Below are 19,605 nucleotides of genomic sequence, written 5' to 3'. Positions count from 1 at the left end.
CCAGACCGCCCGTTCCAGGAGGTGACCCCCGTGCCCGACGAGGATCCGTGGCCGCCCACGGACCCGGTGCGGCGGCAGCACCTGCTGGCCCACCTGGCCCACGGCCACTACGTGGACGGGCTCTCGAAGGTCTCCCTCGCGGAGAAGTCGGGGCTCTCCCGCTTCCAGGTGGCCGCCCTGCTCCGGGAGGCCCAGGAGACGGGGGTGGTCCGGATCGAGATCACCGTGCCCGCGGAGGACGCGGACGACGCCCTGGCCCGCGCCGTAGGGCTGCGGAGCCTCACCACCGTGGGCACCGTGCAGTGGCCCGCGGACCGGGATGCCCTGGCACGTGCCACGGCGCGGGAGATCACGGCACGCCTCCGGGAGGACGAGGTCCTGGGGATCTCCTGGTCCCGCACCCTGCAGCGCGTGGTGAAGCACCTCCCACCGCTGCCGGACAACGACATCGTCCAGCTCGCGGGCGCCCTGAACACGCCCCACGGCGGGGAGCCCGAGGCGCCCCGCCTGCTGGCCGGTCTCCAGTGCCGTTCGGCGTGGCCCCTGTGGGCCCCGCTGGTGGTCGACCAGGCGGAATTCCTGCGCAGGGCCCCGGAGATCGCCGCCACCCTGAAGAAGGCCTGTTCGCTGGACGTCGCCGTGCTGGCCGTGGGCAGCTGGACCCCGGAGGGCTCCACGGTGTGGTCGCGCGTGGACCCCCGGACCGCCCTCGCGGCGCAGCGCGCGGGTGCCGTGGCCGAGGTGTCCGGGCACCTGCTGGACGCGCAGGGCGGGGAGGTGCGGACTCCCCTCGCGGGGATGGTCGTGGCCGCGGACCTCGCCCCGCTGCGCAGTACCCGGGACAAACTGGCCGTGGCCTCGGGCGCGGACCGCGCCGCCGCGGTGCTGGCCGCCGTCCGGTCCGGACTGGTGGACCACCTGGTCTGCGACGCCGCCCTGCGGGACGCCCTGCGCGCCCTGCCGCCTGCGCCCGCCGGGCCATGAGGTGCGCGACCCCGCGGGCACTGCCCGCCCTGTCCCACCGGTCTCGGGCGGCTCACGTGCACCCGAGCTCCACCATCTCCGCTCCGTGAAAGGACACCATGAGCATCGTCGTCGGCATTGATTCATCCACACAGTCCTGCAAGGTCGTGCTCGTCGAGACGACCACCGGCGAGACCGTCGCCGGGGCCACCGCGCCCCACCCGGACGGCACCAGCGTGGACCCGCGCGTGTGGGTTGAGGCCCTGCGCCGGGCCTGGGCGGAGGCCGGGGTGACTGAGCGCGATGACGTGGTCGGGGTGGCCGTGGGCGGTCAGCAGCACGGCCTGGTCGCGGTGGACGCCGAGGGCACCCCGGTGCGCGACGCCCTGCTGTGGAACGACGTCCGCAGCGAGCCCCAGGCCGCCCGCATGGTCCAGGAGCACGGCACCGCGTGGTGGATGGAGCGTGTGGGCATGGCCCCGGTGGCCTCCATGACGCTGTCCAAGCTGGCGTGGCTGCGCGAGAACGAGCCGGAGACCGCGGAACGGGTGGCGCGGGTCATGCTCCCCCACGACTGGCTCACGCTGCAGCTGTGCGGGGAGTTCGTCACCGACCGCTCGGACGCCTCGGGCACCGGGTACTTCGACGCCGTCCACGGCGAGTACCGCCCGGAGCTGCTGCGGGAGTACTTCGGCGCGGTGCCGCAGCTGCCCCGCGTCCTGGGCCCGGGCGACGCCGCTGGAACCCTGCTGTCCGAGTGGGGCGGCGGGGACGGCGTCGTCGTGGGAGCCGGTGCCGGGGACAACGCCGCGGCGGCGCTGGGGCTGGGCCTGGGCGAGGGCGAGGTGGTGGTCTCGGTGGGGACCTCCGGGACCGTGTTCGCGTGCAGCGCCGAGCAGCCGCACGACCCCACGGGCACGACGGCCGGTTTCGCGGACGCCACCGGGCGGTTCCTGCCGCTGCTGTGCACCATCAACGCCGCACGGGTGATGACGAGCACCGCGGCCCTGCTGGGAGTGGACCTGGACGAGTTCACACGCCTGGCCACGAGCGGGGCGTCCGACGCTGGGGGCCTCACCCTGCTGCCCTACCTCGACGGCGAGCGCACCCCCAACCTGCCCCGGGCCACCGGGCGGCTGGACGGGATGACGCGCGCCTCCCTCACACGGGAGAACCTGGCACGGGCGGCGGTGCTGTCCGTGGCCAACTCGCTGGCGGACTGCCTGGACGTCCTGCGTGCCGCGGGCGTGGACGTGGAACGGGTCCTGCTGATCGGCGGGGGCGCCCGCTCCGAGGCGCTGTGCAGCGTCCTGCCGGACACCCTCGGGATGCCCGTGACGGTTCCCCGCTCCGACGAGTACGTGGCCCTCGGTGCCGCCCGGCAGGCGGCGTGGGCCGCAACGGGCGCGCTGCCCCGGTGGAGCCGGACCGTGGACCGGGAGCTTGCGCCGCGCACCGATGAGGGGGTGCGGGCCTTCCGGAGCCGGTACGGCGTGGCGCGGGGAAACCTCGAGTCCGAGATGCTCTGACACCCGGGCCGGGTCCCGCGGGGCGCCTCCTCTCGGCGGGGCCACCCCGGGACCCGGATGCCACGGCGCCGCCCCGTCCGGTGTGGACGGGGCGGCGCCGAGGGAACGGGTGCGAGGGGTGCTACTGCGCGAAGCGCGCCACCGCGTCCTCGATGGTGGCCCGCGCCCCGCGCTCGTGGAAGCTGCGCAGCGCGGCGACGTAGGGCCGGGTGAACGCCTCGTGGTGGGCGAGGTCGCCGAAGAGGTCCTCGTCACGCAGGAACGCGAGCTCGTCCTCCCCCTGGCGCGCCGCGGCCGCCATCACGCGGTCCCGGCGCTGATCCACGACCGTGATCGGGGCACCCTTCTCGTCCGTGCCCTCCGCGTACCGTGCCCAGGACGCCACGATGGTCGCACTGAGCTCCACGGGGCGGCCGTGGGCGAGGTTCTCCCGGACCACCGGCACCAGCCACGTGGGGATCCGGTCCGAGGACTCCGCGCACAGCCGCGCGAGGGTGTCCCGGACGTGCGGGTTCGCGAAGCGCTCGATCAGCATGTGCTTGTAGGCGTCCAGGTCCACACCCTCCACCGGGCGCAGCGTGGGGGAGGCCTCGCGGTTCATGTACCCCAGCAGGTAGGCCACGAACGTGGGGTCCTGGCACACCTCGTGCGCGTACTCGTAGCCCGCCAGGAACCCCGGGTAGCACAGGGCCTGGTGGCTCGCGTTGAGCAGCCGCAGCTTCATGAGCTCGTAGGGCTCCACGTCGGGGACCACCTGCACCCCCACGTCCTCGAACTCGGGGCGGCCGCTGACGAAGGAGTCCTCGAGCGCCCACTGCGCGAAGGGCTCCGCGACCACGGGCCACTGGTCCGCCACACCGAAGCGCTCCGTGACCAGCTGCCGGTCAGCGTCCGTGGTCACGGGGGTGATGCGGTCCACCATGGAGTTGGGGAACGGGACGTTCGCCTCGATCCAGTCCGCGAGTTCCGGGTCCCGCAGGCGCGCGTACGCCGTGAACTGCTGGTGCGCCATGTGGCCGTTGCCCTGGATGTTGTCGCAGGACATCACGGTGAACGGGGCGGTGCCGGCCGCCCGCCTGCGCGCAAGGGCCTCGACCACCAGGCCGAAGACGGTGCTCGGGGGCTCCGCCTGCTCGCCACGGGCCGCGGCCCGCGCCTGGTCGAGGTCGCGGGCCACCGCCGGGTTCGTGTCGTCGAAGAGGCCAGTGGCCTGGCTGAAGTTGTAGCCACCCTCGGTGATGGTGAGGGACACGATCCGAGTCGCGGGATCCGTGAGGCGGGCCATGGCCTCCTCCGGCTGGTCCGGCGCGAAGACGTAGTCCACGATCGAGCCGACGACCCGCGGCTCCAGCGTGCCGTCCGGGTGCTTCAGCACGAGCGTGTACAGGTTGTCCTGCTCGTCCATGACCTTCTTCATGGTGGCGTCCCCGGGCAGCACTCCCATGCCGCAGATGCCCCAGTCCAGGTTCCTGCCCTCGTTCATCAGACGGTCCAGGTACATGGCCTGGTGCGCGCGGTGGAAGCCCCCCACCCCGAAGTGGACGATCCCCACCGAGACCTTCTCCCGGTCGTACCCGGGGACCGGGACGTCGAGGTCCCCCAGTGCGGCCTGGGAAAGCGCCGTGGCCTTCGAGGCCGGCTGATTCTCCGTCATGACTGCTCCCATCATCGGTGCGAAACCCGGTCTGGGCCGCACCGCGTCAAAATATCAGGTGTGGAATGCGTGGCCGCCGGGACCCCGCAAGACCCCGGGGGCCCGAGTTCCGGACCCGGTCACACGACGGTGTAGCCGCCGTCGATCAGGATGTTCTGCCCGGTGACCATGGCGGCCTCCGGCGAGGTGAGGTAGCCCACCAGCGCCGCCACCTCGTGCGTCTCCGCGAATCGGCCCGCCGGGATGGCGGCGCGCATCCGCTCGCCGGGAGCGCCCTCCCACGCCGCGCGTCCCAGAGCCGTGTTGACCACCGTGGGCGACACCGCGTTCACCGTCACCCCGCGCGAGGCCCACTCGGCCGCGAGCACACGAGTCATCCCCACGACCGCAGCCTTCGAGGCGCAGTACGCCACGTGGCGCTCCAGCGCCACCGCGGCGGCCTGGGAGGCAAGGTTCACAATCCGGCCGGAGCCGCGTTCGAGCATGAGGGACCCGAGCGCCTGGCACACGGTGAAGGTGCCCGTGAGGTTCACCGCCAGGGTGGCGTCCCACTGCTCGGGCGTGAGCTCCTCCGCGGGGGCCAGCAGGGCGATCCCCGCACAGTTGACGAGCACGTCCACCCGCCCAGCGGCCTCCGCGCGCAGCGTGCCCGCCAGGACGGCAACGGCCGCACGGTCCGTGACGTCCACCGTCACGGCCTGGTGCCGTTCCGGGTGCGGCAGCCGCGCCGCGGCCTCCGCGCCGTCGGCCCGATCCACCACGACCACCCTGTCACCGTGCTCGGCGAAGTACCGGGCGCACTCCCAGCCGATGCCCGCGGCGCCACCCGTCACGACGACGACGCGCGGCTCCGGCACCGAAGACGCCTCCCCGGCTTCAGCCACGCTCAGCAACCCTGGCTCTCGGGGGCCACCCGGTGCTGCGCCTCGTAGTCCTCCAGGACACGCACCTTCTCCGCGGAGGAGGACTGCGGGTCGAAGCGGTAGCCGAGCCACTCGCGGGCGAGCCGGCGGGCGAGCTCCAGGCCCACCACCCGCTGGCCCATGCACAGGATCTGCGCGTTGTTGGACAGGATGGAACGCTCCACGGAGAACGGGTCGTGGGCCGTGACCGCACGGATCCCGGAGACCTTGTTGGCGCTGATCGCCACCCCGAGCCCGGTCCCGCAGATCAGCAGGGCGCGGTCCGCCTCACCGTCCCGGATCTTCTCGGCCGCGCCGATGGCCACCGTGGGGTACGGGGTGTGGCCGTCCTGGCCCACCCCCACGTCGATGACCTCCGCCACGCGCTCGTCCGCCTGGAGGTCCCGCTTGATGGCCTCCTTGTACTCGTACCCGGCGTCGTCGCTGCCGACAACGACCCGCAGCTTGTCATTCATCTCCGCGCTCACTTCCCGTTCGTCTCGTTCTGGCCACCTGCCACCAGGCCGGTGAGTTCCTGCAGGATCATCCCCATGGACGTGGCCCCGGCGTCGGGGTGTCCGAGGCTCTTCTCGGCGAGCGGGCGCGCCCGCCCCACGCGGGGCCGCAGCTGCGCCGTGTCCCGAGCGGCGGCCACCGCCGTGGCAGCGGCCTCCGCCCACGCGCGGCCCACGGGCTCGGAGTCGTCGCGCGTGAGCCGCTCCACGAACGGCAGCAGCGCGTCGAGCATGGTCTTGTCGCCCTTCTGCGCCCCGCCCAGCTCCTGGATGGTCTCGGTGAAGGCGACGACGCCGCGGCGCAGCGACGCGTCGTCGTAGTCCGTCGCGGAGTCGTCCAGGGTGCGGGACGCCGCTTCCAGCGCGGCGCCCCACAGCACGCCGGAGGTGCCGCCGGCGCGCTCGGCCCACTGCTGGCCCGCGCGCCGCAGCGCGAAGGACGCCCCGGCACGCCCCGCCAGCGACTCGACGGCGTCCCAGGCCGCCGTGGTGCCCTTGCGCATGCCCCGGCCGTGGTCGCCGTCCCCCGCCACGGCGTCGATCTCCCCGAGCGTGGTCTCCTCGCGGGCGATCAGCTCGGCCACGGCCACGACGGCGGCGCGCACCTTCTCCGCGAGCGCCGCCGAGGCCTCCCCGTACACGGGCACGTCCTCGTTCTCCCCGCCGTCCTCCAGGGCGGCCGCCGCAGCGGGGTCGATGCCCGTGAGCGCGGCGGAGTGCTTGCGGTAGGCGGGTGTGTAGGCGTCCGCGCGCCACAGCGGCTCCGACTCGTCGTCGAGCCACACGAGGGTCACGGAGCAGCCGCCCATGTCCAGGCTCGTGACGAGCTCGCCGACCTCGGGCTCCACCAGGCTGTAGCCCGCTTCCGCGAGCAGCCCGGAGACGTGGCGGAACAGCAGGAAAAGCTCCTCGTACTTGGTGGTCCCGAGCCCGTTGACGATCACGCCCACGCGGCGGGACGTCTCCGCGGCGGCGTCCGCCAGCAGCGGTTCCACCAGCATGTCCGCGAGCTCCCGCGCCCGCGGCATGGCCACGTCCCTGATCCCGGGTTCGCCGTGGATCCCCAGGCCCAGACCCAGGTGACCCTCCGGCACCGTGAACAGCGGGCTGTCCGCACCCGGCATGGTGCAGCCGCTGAAGGCCACGCCCATGGTGCGGGTGTGCTCGTTGACCGCGCGTCCGATCCGCTCGACCTCGTCCAGGGAGTCGCCCCTGGCCGCGGCCGCGCCCATGGCCTTGAAGACCACGAAGTCACCGGCGATCCCGCGCCGCTGGGAGGGGTCTTCGGCGGAGGCGACGTCGTCCGTAACGTGCACGATCCGGGTGTCGATGCCCTCCGCGTTGAGCCGCTCGGCCGCGATCCCGAAGTTCATCACGTCCCCGGCGTACTTGCCGAACGTGAGGACCACGCCCCGTCCGCGGTGAGCGGCCTTGGCCACGGAGTAGACGTGTGCCGCGGACGGGGACGTGAAGATGTTGCCCACCACCGCACCCGAGGCGAACCCAGGGCCCACGAGGCCGGCGAACGCCGGGTAGTGCCCGGAGCCGCCGCCCACCACCACGGCCACGGTGGGCTCTCCCTGGGGCAGTGCCACCACGCCGCCCGGGACCCCGCGGAGGCGGTCGGCGTAGAGCTGCAGGAATCCCTCGAGCTGGTCGTCGGCGAAGTCCTCGGGTGCGTCGTACAGCGTTGTCATGAGGAGTCACTTCCTTGTGAGTCGGGTGGTGGGCAGTGCGGGCACCGCCTCAGTGGTGGCGGGCGCCCTTCTCGTCCTGGGGGACGCGGAGGTGGTCCACCATCACGAAGGCGCAGGCGTAGAGGGCCACGAAGGTCCACACCACGGCGGAGTTCGCCGCGAACGAGGACATGCCCAGCGCGTTGCAGATGTTGAGCACGACCGCCACCACGGCAGAGCCCAGGAAGTACGCGCCGCCCGCGGCGGTGGTGTACATGGCCATGGCCGCGCCCTTGTGCTCGGGCACCAGCGCCGGCATGATCGCGCCCATCGGCACGAACCCAGCAAGCATGATGCCGAAGACCATGCCGGCGATCGTGGAGACCACGAAGCCCCAGGTGGAGCCGGGCTCCACCCAGTGCGGCACGTACCACCACAGGAGCAGGCCGAGGGCCGATCCCACGATGCCGCACCACTGCACGGTCTTGCGCCAGCCGAACCTGTCCCCGATGGCGCCGAACATGGCATTGAAGAGGATGTTGCCCGCGTAGACGCACACCGTCATGGTGAGCCAGCGCGCCAGTCCCCACTCGAGGGTGGTGGAGATGACGGCGGGGAGGATGATGAACATCCCGAACTCGGGGGCCGTGTTGATCAGACGGACCAGGAAGCCCTGGAGGACCTTCCGGTTCGTGAAGGTCAGGCGCAGCCCGGAGGAGATGACCCGGCCCGCGCTCTCCCCGGCCGGAGCGATCCGGGAGTTGCCGTTCTCGGCCTTCACGCCGAACCAGGCGATGCAGAAGCCCGCCACGACCAGCGCGATGGACAGCCACATGGCGCCCGTCTCACCGGCGGTGCCCCCGCCGAAGGCGGGAATCGCACCGATCGCCACCAGCGAGCCGAGGGTGGGCAGACCACCCGTGAACATCACGTAGAACCAGCCCACCGCGGTGCCGTTGCGCTCCACCGGGGTGGTGATGTTGATCCACACCAGGAAGGAGAAGGAGAACAGCGGGAAGCCGAAGCCGCGCAGGAAGTAGCTGATGCCGGTGAGCCACAGGCTGCCGGTCTGGATGGCCAGCAGGAAGGCGACCTCGAAGACCACCCAGATCAGGAAGCCCAGCAGCATGACCCTGCGGGGGCCCCACAGGTCGCTGAGCGCCCCCGAGAGGTAGCTGGCGATCAGCACCGCCACGGAGTAGAAGCCGATGACCACCGCCACGGTGGCCTCGGTGGAGCCCAGCATGTTCACCAGGTGGGGCGTGAGGAAGTTCGACTCGACGCCCAGACCTGTCATGAAGACCAGGACACCCAGGAAGCCCCACTTCAGGACGGAGGGGATGCCGATCCGGTCCAGGAAGTTCTCGCGCACCGGGGTCCCGGGCGTGGAGGCTGCCGCGCTCACGCGTTCAGTCCCTGCTCGGAGCGGTGCCGGGGCGCCGCGAGACCGGGGAGGATGCTGACCTTCACGGAGGAGCCCGCGGAGTCCGCCACCATGTCCAGCGCCTCCTGGAACTGCTCCAGGGGGAACTGGTCGGTGCAGATCTCGTCCAGGGGCAGGTCGCCGGACTCCACCATGCGGATGGCGGCGGGCCAGCAGTTGGGGCCCAGGTGGGCGCCCAGCACGTTGAGCTCCTTGTCGTCCGAGATGATGGACCAGTCCACGGTCACGTCCGAGCCGAACACGGAGTACTCCACGTAGGTGCCCAGCTTGCGCAGCAGGTTGAGCCCCTGGGGCACGGCCGACGGGTGACCGGTGCCCTCGATGTAGACGTCCGCCCCGTAGCCCTCGGTGAGGTCCTTGACCACGGCCACGGCGTCCTCGCGCGCGATGTTGATGGTCATGTCCGCGCCGCACTTCTCGGCGAGCGCGAGCTTGTCGTCGGACATGTCCAGCGCGATCACCTTCAGCGGGCTCTTGGCCTTGGCCCCGGCGATCATCCCCAGGCCGATGGGCCCGCAGCCAGCGATGACCACCACGTCGTTGAACGTGATGTTCGCCCGCTCCACGGCGTGCAGCGAGCAGGACAGCGGCTCGGCGAACGCCGCGTGCTCGGGGGCCACGTCCTTGGAGACCCGGTGGACGCGCGCGATCCGCGGGACGAGCATGTACTGCGCCATGGCGCCGTCGAAGTTGCGGAAGCCGAACATGTCGTGCGGACCGCACATCCAGTACTGGCCACGGCGGCAGTAGAGGCACTCGCCGCAGGGCACGATCTGCTCGCACACGATGCGGTCCCCCATAGACACGCCGTGGTGCGCGAGGGCCTTGTCGGAGCCCGCCACGATCTCGCCCACGAGCTCGTGGCCCGGGGTCACGCCCTTCTGGGCCCACGCCGGGCGGTTCTCGTCCCCCCAGAACTTGGCGGCGCCGTGGTAGCACTTCAGGTCGCTCGCGCAGACCCCCACCGCCTCCACCCTGATGATGAGGTCGTCGGCCCCGGGGGTCGGAACGGCCCGCTCCTCCAGGGTGTAGTCCTCGGGACCGTTGCACACCACCGCGGTCATGGTTTCGGGCAGGCTCATGATGGCCACTCCTTCGTGTCACACGTCATAGGCGAAATATGTGATGCACACTACTACCCCGTGAACACATGTCAAGAACACATTTTCAGAATGATGCCGCCCCTCGCCTCCCAGCGCGCGACACCGCCGCCATGTCACGGGCGGGCACCCGGGGGCGTGCTAGTTTGCCCTGAACATATGTTCACGATGGGACCCCCGGCATGACGCAGACACCACTCACACCCCGCGGCGGCGAACGCCCGCAGGAGGAGCTCTTCCGCGCGGCCTGGCTGTACTACGAGGAGGGCGCCACCCAGGCGCAGGTCGCGGCGGACCTCGAGGTGTCCCGCCCCACGGTCTCCCGGCTGCTGGCCGAGGCGCGCCGGCGGGGCATCGTGCGCATCTCGGTGGTCCGTCCCTCCTCCCCACCCCTGGGGGACCTCGCCCGCGCACTGGAGTCCCACCTCGGTCTGGAGCGCGTCTACCTGGGCCCCGGGTCCCAGTCGGAGCACATCGGCACGGGCCTCGCCGCCCCGGCGCGGGAAGCCATCCAGGACATGGCCCTGCAGCCCGGGCAGATCCTGGTCCTCTCGTCCGGGCAGTCCGTCTACCAGGTGGTGCAGACGGCGGGCAACGACCTCTCCTCGGTCACGGTGGTGCCGGGGGTCGGCGGGCAGTCGGAGCCGGAGCCGTGGCACCAGACGAACGAGATCCTGCGCCTCGCGGCCTCTGAGCTCGGGGCCGCCCCCCGGTTCCTGTTCGCCCAGGCGATGCCCTCCGCCGGGGTCTACCGGGCGCTGCAGGAGGACCCCGACTTCCTCGGCATCAGGCAGCTGTGGGAGCGCGCCTCCGCGTGCCTCGTGGGGGTGGGGGCTCCCACGGCCACCCGCACCTCACTCGCGTCCTCGGTCCCCCACCGCCACCCGTCCCTGCACAGCGCCGTGGGCGACATCTGCCTGCACTTCTACGACACCGCGGGGAACCTCGTGGAGTTCCCCGGCAGCGACCGCATGATCAGCATCGGCACCGACGCGCTGCGCGCCATCCCCCGGCGCGTGGCCGTGGCGGCGGGCGTCCAGAAGGCCCGCAGCATCGTCGCAGGGGCCGGTCTGGGGTTCTTCAACCGGCTCGTCACCGACGAGGAGACCGCCCGCGCCGTGCTGGAGCTTCCCACCACCACGGACGGCGCGCCTCAGCTCTGACCCTGGACGTCCGCGAGGTCGTGCATCACGTCCTTCAGCGCCGGGTAGAGGGCCTCGTAGTCGTGGAAGAGGCGGTTGTAGAGCTCCCGGTGCTCCTCGCGCGGGCGCACCACGTCCGCCGTGCGTGCCCAGGAGGTGCCCGGATCCTCGTGCCCCGTGCCGATCGCCGCGAGCAGCGCGTCCCCGTAGCTCGCCCCGATCGTCTGCTCGGGCACCTCCTGCTCGCGCCCGGTGATGTCGCTGACGGCCTGCGTCCACACCGGGGACTGCGCACCGCCACCCACCGCCACGATCCGGGTCACAGGCTCGGTCTGGGACTCCAGCAGCGCCAGCACCTGGCGCACCGCGAATCCGATGCCCTCGTACTGGGCCCTGATCATGTGCCCCCGCCCGTGGGAGAGCGTGAGCCCCACCAGGGCGCCGCGGGCCCTGGGATCGAAGATCGGGGTCCGCTCCCCCGCGTAGTACGGCAGCGACAGCAGCCCGTCCGCGCCCGGCGGGACCTCACGGGCCAGCGCGTCGAGCTCCGGGAAGGACAGGTCCCCCAGCTGCTTCTGCCACCACCCGAGCAGCGAGCCGGAGGTGGCCATGCCCGCCGCGAGGGTGAGGGTCCCCGGGAAGATGCCGTTCGTGGACCACAGCTGGGGGTGGGCGCTGACCTCGGACACGGTGTGGGTGAGGAACATGGTGGAGCCGTACATCATCATCAGCTCGCCCGGTGCCCGCACCCCCGCACTCAGGGCCTCGACCCAGGCGTCCACGCTGCCCGCGCTGACGGGCGTCCCCCGAGGGATGCCGGTGGCCTCGGCGGCGGCCTCGTGGACGGTGCCCACCACCTCGTGGGGCCAGACGAGCTCGGGCTGCGCGAGGGGCCCGCAGATGTCCTGCCACCGCGCGGCGTCCCAGTGACCCGCCCGATCGGCGTCGCCGTCCGCGGTGTCCCCCTCCGAGGCACCCCGCGGCATGGAGTACAGGGGGTCGGACTGGCTCGCGGAGTGGTGGTCCTGGACGTACGCCCCGGTGAGCTTCGCCGCGATGTAGGAGTTCACGCCGAAGACGCGCGTGGCGCGGGCGAAGACCTCCGGCTCGTGGTTGCGGACCCACTCGATCTTGGGCCCGACCGCCTGCGAGGACAGTGCGGTCCCGCAGTCAGCCAGGATGGTCTCCTCGCCGTAGCGCCGGGTCTGCTCCAGGATCTCGCGATGGGCCCGCATGTCGATGCCGTAGAGGATCGCGGGACGCACCGGCTCCAGCCGGTCGTCGGTGAGCACCACGCAGGGCCCCATCCCGCTGACGCACATCCCCAGGATCTCGGTGCCCTCGGCGTGGGCCATGAGCTCCCGGCCCAGGGAGCAGATCTCCTCCCACCACACGCCCTGCGGATCGAACTCCGCCCACCCGGGGCGGGGGATCAGCATCTCGTGGCCGCGGGTGGCCGAGTGCAGGATCTGGCCCTCGGTCGAGCAGAGCACCGCCTTGGTGCTGCCGGTCCCGATGTCCATCCCGATGTACGCCTGTGTCATCCGGAAACTCCTTCTGTGGAACGCGAACGTGGTGCGCCCGCCCAAACTACCCCGCGCCCTCCTCAGCCGAGGAAGTCCGTCCGCCCCGTGAACTCCAGGGCCGCGCGGAGCCGCTGCGCCTGGTGCTCCGGCAGGGGCGGCAGCTCCTCCAGCGGGTACCACCCGACCTCGAGGGACTCGTCGTCAGCGACCCGCGCGTCACCGGAGACGTAGCTGCACAGGAACGTGTGGTCCAGGAACTGGCAGCGGTCCCCGTTGGGAAACTCCACCACACCCCCGGCCCGCACCCGCACGAGGGCATCCACGGTGACCTCCACCCCGGTCTCCTCGAGGCACTCGCGACGGGCGGCCACCCCAGGGTCCTCCCCGGGCTCCACGATCCCCGTGATCAGACCCCAGGCGCCGTTGTCCGCGCGCCTGCCGAGCAGCACCCTGCCCTCGTGCACCACCACGGCGGTGCAGCCGGGCAGCCACAGCAGCTCGTGGCCGATGCTGCGTCGCAGGTGCTGGATGAATTCAGGGGTGGCCATGCTCTCGTCTCCTGGCTCGGGGTGGGTGCGGTCCACTGGCGTCCCCGCCGGCGGGCCGGGTGGCGCGGGGATGCGCCACGGGCAGCGCCCAGGGGTGGTGCGCGGGCGGCGGACCGGGTGGCACGGCGGGATCACCCGAAGGCCACGACCCCCAAGCTTCCCACGATCATGAAGGGCCCCAGGGGAATCCGGCTGCTGGCACCGGCGCGCCGCAGCAGGATGAGCGCTGCGCAGAACACCCCGGCCAGCACGAACGTGAGGCCCAGGGCCAGCACGGTGTGGGTCACGGAGGCGAATCCCGTGACGAGGCCCAACACCCCGGCCAGGCGCACGTCCCCCATGCCCATCCCGGCGGGGTTGAGCAGCCGCAGCGCCAGGAAGATCCCACCCATGATCCCCAGGCCCCACAGCATCCACCACAGCCGGTCGGTGTCCTGCGCGAGCAGCGCCGCGGCGCCCAGGAGGACCGCGGTGACGGGGTAGAGCGGGCGCACCACGGCACCGGGGAGGCGGTGTTCGCGGATGTCGGTGGCCGCGAGCCAGACACCGGCGCACGCGAGCACAAGCACCGCCAAGGCGCACAGCACCGCGGCCACGAGCGCACCGGGCGTGCCGGCCTGCAGGTTGTCCCCCACGAATCCCCCGATGCCCGCCGCACTGGACTGCATCATGGGGTCATCGTAGCCACGCCCCGCGCACCGCCCGCCGTGTTGCAGCGGGGTTGTGCAGTTCCGTCCCGCAGCGCGTTCTGCTACCCGTTCCCCAGCTCGTTCCGCCACCCGGTCCCCCGAACCGCTGCGGCCCGGGCCGTGCTCAGCCGCCGAAGCGGCGCTGGCGGCGCGCGTAGTCCCGCAGGGCGCGGAGGAAGTCCACCCGGCGGAAGTCCGGCCACAGGGCCTCGCAGAAGTAGAACTCGCTGTAGGCGGACTGCCACATGAGGAACCCTGAGAGCCGCTGCTCGCCGGAGGTGCGGATCAGCAGGTCGGGGTCCGGCTGCCCGCGCGTGTAGAGGTGGTCGGAGATGTCCTCGACGCTCAGGGCCGCCGCCGTGCGCGCGAGGGACTCCCCGCGGGCGTCGGCGTCCAGGAACACCTCGCGTACCGCGTCCACGATCTCCTGGCGGCCGCCGTAGCCCACCGCGATGTTCAGGTGCGGGCCGGGGTTGGACGCGGTGCGCCGGGCGCTGGACGCGAGCTGCTCCTGGAGGTCCTCCGGGAGCGTGGACAGGGCGCCCACGGGCTGGATGCGGCAGATGCCCTCATCCTGCAGCTCCGCCATGAGCCTGGTGATGATGTCCAGCAGCGCGGCGAGCTCCTCCGGCGGCCGGTTGAGGTTCTCCGTGGAGAGGATGTACAGGGTGACCACGCGGATGTCGAGCTCCTGGCACCAGCGCAGGAACTCCACGATCTTGCGGGCACCGGCCCGGTGCCCCTCCTCGGTGGTGGCGCCGAACTGTTTGGCCCACCGCCGGTTGCCGTCCACGAGCACGCCCACGTGGTGCGGCAGCTCGTCCGGGGGCAGCCTGCGTGCCAGCCGGTGCTCGTAGAAGGAGTACAGCAAGCGGCGGAGCTTCATGGGGCTGCCGTCCTCCTGGTTCGTCTCGGCCAACGCGGATCCACACCCCCTAAACTACTCGCAGGCAGGGCGCGGTCCAGACGCGTCCGTGGCCCCCGTCGCCCGGGGCCGGTCAGGGAAGGCAGGTGCAGCCCCATGCGAGACGACCGCGCGAGCAGGCCCACCACCGGCCCGGTGACCGTGGTGCGCACCACGCGCCACGGGCCCGTGACCGTGGAGAAGAAGCCCGCGTGGCGCGGCTGGATCCACGCGGGGTTCAGTCCGCTGGCCATCGCCATGGGCCTGGTGGCGATCGTGGCGGCGCCCACCACGGCCCTGCGCCTGGCGTGCGTGGTCTACACGATCACCGCGGCGATGCTGTTCGGGACCTCCGCCGTGTACCACCGCTTCTACTGGGGCGCCCGCATGAACGCCGTGCTGCGGCGGCTGGACCACTCGAACATCGCGCTGATCATCGCCGGCACCTACACGCCCCTGGCGGTCAGCTTCCTGCCGCAGGACCGCGCCACCCTGCTGCTCACCGTCATCTGGGTCCTGGGCGCGCTGCTCGTGGCCTTCCGGGTGTTCTGGCTGGGTGCACCCCGCTGGCTCTACACCCCCCTGTACGTGGTGATGGGGTGCATCGCGCTGCTGTACCTGCCCGCGTTCTTCGCCGTGAACGTCCCCGCCACCGTACTGCTGATCTGCGGCGGTGCGGCGTACATCGCCGGGGCCGTGTGCTACGCCCTCAAGCGGCCCCGCCTGCTGCCCGCCACGTTCAGCTTCCACGAGGTGTTCCACGCCTGCACGATCGTGGGCTTCGTGTGCCACTACATCTCGATCATGCTCGCGATGTTCGCCGCCTGACTCACGCCCGCAGCTGTGCCGCGGAGTGCACGGGCAGCTCGCAGCGCCCGTCCCGGCACCGCCACACCGTGAAGCCGCCCTCCGAGGCGGGCGTGCCGTACGGGGCCACCGCGGCGTCCAGGATCAGGCTGTCCAGCACGCGCCGCGAACCCACCGCAGCCAGCACCTGCTCCCACTGCTCGGCGGTGGCGTGGGCCACCTGAAGCACCTCCGGAGGGCGCGCCTCGGCCAGCACGGCCGCGACCGTCCCCCCGGCCGCCGTGGGGGCCTTGAGCACCATGCCCGTGACCCGCGCCGTCACCGCGGACACCACGTCCCCGGGGCGCCGGCCCGCCACCTCGGGCTGGGCGAGCTCCACGAGCCACCGCGCGAGGACCGCGGGAGCCGCCGCGGCGACGTCGTCGAACGGCTCCGCGCGCCCCGTGGCCCCCGCGGCCGCGAGCGCGGGGTCCACCCGAGCGGACCCGACCACCGCCTCGCCCCTGACGAAGCGCTCCACGGTGGCCCCGGCGAGCGCCAGGCTGCGCTCGTACCAGAGCGTGTCCCCGCTGGCGCGGTACAGGGCGAGCAGACCCGCCCCCAGGCACGCGTAGTCCTCGAGCTGGCCCTCGTGCGGGTCCACGACGCCGCCGCGCGAGGTCCGCGCCACGGTGCCGGTGTCCGCCTGGCGGTGGTGCTCCCACAGGAACCCCGCCGCGGCAACCGCGGGCTCCAGCCACTCCGGCCGGTCCAGCAGCACTGCCGCCTCCGCGAGCGCGGTGAGGGCCATGCCGTTCCAGGCGGTGACCACCTTGTCGTCCCGGTGCGGGGCGGCCCGGCTGGTGCGCCGCTCCCACAGGGCGGAGCGCAGGCTCTCGTCCAGGATGCCCGTGACGGCACCCGCCTCGCCCCACGCGGCGGTGACCGGGGCGGGGCGGGAGCCCGCCGCACCCCCGTCGGCCCGGGAGAAGGTGTAGTAGGCGCCCTCCCGCTCGGCGTGCGGCTCGTCCGGAGCGGGGTCGCTGTCCGCGTCCAGGGACGCCGCGAGGGCCCCCTCGGGGGTGACCATCTCGCGGAGCAGCCAGTCCACCAGGGCGGTGGCCGCGTGCCGGTACCGCGCGGCGCGGGCGGGGTCGATGCCGCGCTCCTCCAGCAGGTGCGCCGTGCGCGCCAGGACCCCCAGCAGCTGGGCGTTGTCGTAGAGCATCTTCTCGTAGTGCGGCAGGGACCAGTCCGGGGTCACCGAGTAGCGGAAGAAACCCCCGCCCACGTGGTCCTGCAGCGCACCGGTGACCATGGCGTCGAGGGTCGCGCACAGCAGCTCGCGGGCGGCGCGCGGCTGCTCCCGCTCCCCCTGACCGGCCGCGATGCGCACCAGGGCGTCGAGCGCCGGGGAGGGCGGGAACTTGGCGCCGGTCCCGAAGCCCTCGTGGGCGGCGTCGCGCGCGACCTCCAGCCCGTCGAGCCAGGCACCCACCAGGTCCCCCACGGGATCCGTGGCGGATCCGGCGCCCGGTTCGGTGACGAGGGAGGGGCCCGCGTCCGCGAGCATACGCTCCACGAGGTCCGGGTGCCGGGACAGCGCCTCGGAGACCTCCTGGGCGCCGCGCAGCACCTCGTCCCGGCGCTGCGTCCACGCCTCGGTGACGGCCGTCATGACCTGCCGGAACGAGGGGCGGCCCTGCACGGGACGCGGCGGGTAGTAGGTCCCGGCGTGGAACACCCTGCCCTCCGGGGTGAGGAACACGGTCATGGGCCAGCCGCCCTGACCGGTGAGCAGCTGCGTGGCGGCCATGTAGGTGGCGTCCACGTCCGGGCGCTGCTCGCGGTCCACCTTCACGGACACGAACTGCTCGTTCATCTGCCGCGCGGTCTCCGGGTCCTCGAAGGACTCGTGGGCCATCACGTGGCACCAGTGGCACGCGGCGTATCCCACGGACAGCAGCACGGGCACGTCCCGCTGGCGGGCGGAGTCGAACGCCTCCGGGGTGAACTCCCACCACTGCACCGGGTTCTCCGCGTGCTGCAGCAGGTACGGGCTCGTGGCGTGGACCAGACGGTTCGTCATGCCCCTACCGTCTCACGGCGCTCCGACGGGCACAGTGTGCACGGGTCCGGTCGCCTCCCGCCGCCCCGGTGCGCCCGTGACACGGACGGTCAGCGGGCGGTGTCTCCCGGTTCACCGGGTTCCCGACCCGCGCGCGGTGGGCGGACGACGTCGTCCGGCCCGTCCTGCGCGGTGCTCGCGTTCCCGCGGGGCGCGGCGGTGGGACGCGCGCTCGTGGCGCCCTGTCCCGTTCCACGCTCCGACCGGCCGGAAGGCTCCGACCCCGGGGACTGAGTGCCGGGGCCACCCTGCTGCTCCTGCGCAACCCGCTGCTCGGCGTACTGCGCGCGGTAGCGCAGCCGCCGGTTGCGGCGGTTGAAGTCGATCACGAGCAGGACCACGGCCGCGGTCAGGACGAACGTCATGAGGAAGCCGATGAGCCCCGGGGACACCTGACTGGGGTCCAGCCCGGGACGCAGGGTGTTCTCGGGACTCGGGGCGGGGGTCGCGGCCGTCAGGACGCTCAGCACGGTGGGCACGGGCTGCTCACTCCCCCGGGGTCGCGGAGGGGTCGATCCCCGCGAAGAGGTCGGTCTCCGGCAGGGAGGTCTCCACGCGGGACTCCGCCAGCGTGTAGTCCTCCCAGGGCCACACCTCGGCCTGGGTCTCGGTGGAGACCGCGAAGAACAGGCCCTTGGGGTCCACCTGCGTGCGGTGGCTCAGCAGAGCGCGGTCCCTGACCGGGAACTGCTCCGGGCACTGCACCCGGGTGGTGGTCTCGTGGCGCGGCACGGGCGGCTGGTGGCCCTCGGGGTCGGACTCCTGGATGGCGGCGATGCGCTCGGCGTACGGGGACTTCAGGCCCTTGGCCTCGAGCGCCTCGTGCAGGGCCATGAAGCGCTCCGGGTTGAACGCGCGGTCGTAGTAGAGCTTCAGCGGGACCCAGGCCTCGCCGGTGCCCGGGTACGCCTGCGGGTCCCCGGCGCGCCGGTACGCCTCCATGGCCACGTTGTGGGCCTGGATGTGGTCCGGGTGCGGGTAGCCGCCGTTCTCGTCGTAGCCGAGGACCACGTGCGGACGGAACTCGCGCACCAGCTGCACCAGGGGCGCGGCCGCACGCTCGAGCGGCTGCAGGGCGAAGCAGCCCCACGGCAGCGGCGGAAGGGGGTCACCCTCCGGCAGACCGGAGTCCATGAACCCGATCCAGCGGTGCTCCACGCCCAGTGCCGCGGCGGCCTGCGCCATCTCGTGGCGCCGCAGACCCGGCAGGTCCCGCTCCGCGCGGACGTCGCCCGCCATCTCGGCGTTGAGGATCGAGCCCCGCTCGCCGCCGGTGCAGGTGGCCACCATGACCCGCGCACCCAGGCGCGCGTAGTGGGCCATGGTCGCGGCACCCTTGCTGGACTCGTCGTCCGGGTGCGCGTGAACGGCCAACAATCGAAGCTGCGAATAGTCCGTCACCGAACGGATCCTCCAAGACGTCGTCGAGAACAGTGCAATCCCGCACATCCTACGCCGACTCCCCCCCGGGCGGACGGGCCACCCGCCGCGCCCCAGCAGGCACCCGTCCGCGCTGAGTACAGTGGGCACCATGAGTTCTGCGACCCCCCACCCGGCCCGCGGCGGATCCGAGGAGACCGGGGCGCACCGGGTGCTCTCGCAGCGCTACGGCGCGGGACACCGGACCGTCACCCGCGCCCCGCGACGGGGTCCGGGGCAGCGCGGCTGGATCGCCATTGCGGTGGCCGCCACCCTGGTGGCCGCCCTGTTCGTGGTGTGGATCGTGTGGGGGGACTCCCAGCGGCCCGTGTTCAAGGACGTGAGCTTCGGCATCACGGACGCCGGCCACGTGTACGCGGACTTCGACCTCACCAAGGACCCGGACCAGACGGTCACGTGCGCGGTGCAGGCGCTGAACGAGCAGTACGCCGTGGTGGGGTGGAACGAGGTCACCATCGGGCGGGTGGCCCCCGAGGAGCTCAACGGGCGCACCAGCACCCACCGCGTGGCGGTGCGCACCACGAACGCGGCCACCACTGCGGGGGTGGAGTCCTGCTGGAACGTGTCCGGCTGACGCCACCCGTGTTGCGCACCACTTTGGGGAGCGCCCTGCGCGTCCTCTAGACTTCTGCGGAGATCAGATCCCCGACCCGGACGCA

General features: G+C 72.5%; 18 protein-coding genes. 5 read left to right on the top strand and 13 right to left on the bottom strand.

The window, feature by feature from the left end:
- The first annotated feature begins 30 nt into the window (after positions 1-30).
- Both Q4A22_RS07560 and xylB read left to right on the top strand, forming a co-directional pair.
- Complete coding sequence (locus tag Q4A22_RS07560) at positions 31-984, top strand: sugar-binding domain-containing protein (RefSeq protein ID WP_303178236.1); 954 nt, start codon at positions 31-33, stop codon at positions 982-984.
- Between the two features lie 98 nt (positions 985-1,082).
- Complete coding sequence (gene xylB / locus Q4A22_RS07555; RefSeq protein ID WP_303178234.1) at positions 1,083-2,492, top strand: xylulokinase; 1,410 nt, start codon at positions 1,083-1,085, stop codon at positions 2,490-2,492.
- A 121-nt stretch (positions 2,493-2,613) separates the two neighbouring features.
- On the opposite strand, the gene Q4A22_RS07550 is transcribed toward xylB, so the two are convergent.
- The 6 genes from Q4A22_RS07550 to Q4A22_RS07525 form a co-directional block, all read right to left on the bottom strand.
- The gene (locus Q4A22_RS07550) at positions 2,614-4,146 is read right to left on the bottom strand and encodes a mannitol dehydrogenase family protein (protein WP_303178232.1); all 1,533 of its coding nucleotides are present in this window, start codon (positions 4,144-4,146) and stop codon (positions 2,614-2,616) included.
- Positions 4,147-4,265: 119 nt separating this feature from the next.
- Complete coding sequence (locus Q4A22_RS07545; RefSeq protein WP_303178230.1) at positions 4,266-5,030, bottom strand: GolD/DthD family dehydrogenase; 765 nt, start codon at positions 5,028-5,030, stop codon at positions 4,266-4,268.
- Between the two features lie 2 nt (positions 5,031-5,032).
- A complete protein-coding gene (locus Q4A22_RS07540; RefSeq protein ID WP_303178228.1) occupies positions 5,033-5,524 on the bottom strand; it encodes a ribose-5-phosphate isomerase in 492 nt (163 codons plus the stop codon).
- Between the two features lie 8 nt (positions 5,525-5,532).
- Entirely contained in the window at positions 5,533-7,260 is a 1,728-nt protein-coding gene (locus tag Q4A22_RS07535) for a dihydroxyacetone kinase family protein (RefSeq protein ID WP_303178227.1), read from the bottom strand.
- 49 nt (positions 7,261-7,309) lie between these two features.
- A complete protein-coding gene (locus Q4A22_RS07530; protein WP_303178225.1) occupies positions 7,310-8,644 on the bottom strand; it encodes an RbtT/DalT/CsbX family MFS transporter in 1,335 nt (444 codons plus the stop codon).
- Complete coding sequence (locus Q4A22_RS07525; RefSeq protein ID WP_303178224.1) at positions 8,641-9,765, bottom strand: alcohol dehydrogenase catalytic domain-containing protein; 1,125 nt, start codon at positions 9,763-9,765, stop codon at positions 8,641-8,643. Before Q4A22_RS07525 ends, Q4A22_RS07530 begins: the two co-directional genes overlap by 4 nt.
- A 200-nt stretch (positions 9,766-9,965) precedes the next feature.
- Here Q4A22_RS07525 and Q4A22_RS07520 point away from each other — a divergent pair, with 200 nt between their 5' ends.
- On the top strand, positions 9,966-10,946 hold the full coding sequence (locus tag Q4A22_RS07520; RefSeq protein WP_303178222.1) for a sugar-binding transcriptional regulator: 981 nt from the start codon (positions 9,966-9,968) through the stop codon (positions 10,944-10,946).
- Here Q4A22_RS07520 and Q4A22_RS07515 read toward each other — a convergent pair.
- The 4 genes from Q4A22_RS07515 to Q4A22_RS07500 all read right to left on the bottom strand — a co-directional run bounded on the left by Q4A22_RS07515 (position 10,937) and on the right by Q4A22_RS07500 (position 14,574).
- Positions 10,937-12,469 (bottom strand): FGGY-family carbohydrate kinase, encoded by a 1,533-nt coding sequence (locus Q4A22_RS07515; protein ID WP_303178220.1) that lies wholly within the window; start codon positions 12,467-12,469, stop codon positions 10,937-10,939. The two genes, Q4A22_RS07520 and Q4A22_RS07515, sit on opposite strands and share 10 nt — an antisense overlap.
- A gap of 62 nt (positions 12,470-12,531) precedes the next feature.
- Entirely contained in the window at positions 12,532-12,999 is a 468-nt protein-coding gene (locus Q4A22_RS07510) for an NUDIX domain-containing protein (protein WP_303178219.1), read from the bottom strand.
- Between the two features lie 131 nt (positions 13,000-13,130).
- Complete coding sequence (locus Q4A22_RS07505) at positions 13,131-13,670, bottom strand: A24 family peptidase (protein WP_303178218.1); 540 nt, start codon at positions 13,668-13,670, stop codon at positions 13,131-13,133.
- 142 nt (positions 13,671-13,812) lie between these two features.
- Positions 13,813-14,574, bottom strand: coding sequence for an isoprenyl transferase (locus Q4A22_RS07500; protein ID WP_303178259.1), 762 nt, complete (start codon positions 14,572-14,574; stop codon positions 13,813-13,815).
- A 135-nt stretch (positions 14,575-14,709) separates the two neighbouring features.
- On the opposite strand from Q4A22_RS07500, the gene Q4A22_RS07495 reads away from it, so the two are divergent.
- A complete protein-coding gene (locus Q4A22_RS07495) occupies positions 14,710-15,420 on the top strand; it encodes a hemolysin III family protein (RefSeq protein ID WP_303178216.1) in 711 nt (236 codons plus the stop codon).
- Between the two features lies 1 nt (position 15,421).
- Here Q4A22_RS07495 and Q4A22_RS07490 read toward each other — a convergent pair whose 3' ends face one another.
- The 3 genes from Q4A22_RS07490 to mca form a co-directional block, all read right to left on the bottom strand.
- The gene (locus Q4A22_RS07490; RefSeq protein WP_303178214.1) at positions 15,422-17,467 is read right to left on the bottom strand and encodes a thioredoxin domain-containing protein; all 2,046 of its coding nucleotides are present in this window, start codon (positions 17,465-17,467) and stop codon (positions 15,422-15,424) included.
- An 89-nt stretch (positions 17,468-17,556) separates the two neighbouring features.
- A complete protein-coding gene (locus Q4A22_RS07485) occupies positions 17,557-17,985 on the bottom strand; it encodes a hypothetical protein (RefSeq protein ID WP_303178212.1) in 429 nt (142 codons plus the stop codon).
- Positions 17,986-17,992: 7 nt separating this feature from the next.
- Positions 17,993-18,955, bottom strand: coding sequence for a mycothiol conjugate amidase Mca (mca, locus tag Q4A22_RS07480; protein WP_303178210.1), 963 nt, complete (start codon positions 18,953-18,955; stop codon positions 17,993-17,995).
- An 82-nt stretch (positions 18,956-19,037) separates the two neighbouring features.
- On the opposite strand from mca, the gene Q4A22_RS07475 reads away from it, so the two are divergent.
- Positions 19,038-19,520: a DUF4307 domain-containing protein gene (locus tag Q4A22_RS07475; protein WP_303178209.1), complete on the top strand. Its 483-nt coding sequence runs from the start codon at positions 19,038-19,040 to the stop codon at positions 19,518-19,520.
- Positions 19,521-19,605 lie beyond the last annotated feature (85 nt).

It is taken from the genome of Kocuria sp. (genome assembly GCF_030530945.1).
Classification (GTDB): Bacteria; Actinomycetota; Actinomycetes; order Actinomycetales; family Micrococcaceae; genus Kocuria.
The sequence above is the reverse complement of the archived record's forward strand: the minus strand, read 5'-3'. Positions and strand labels throughout refer to the sequence as shown.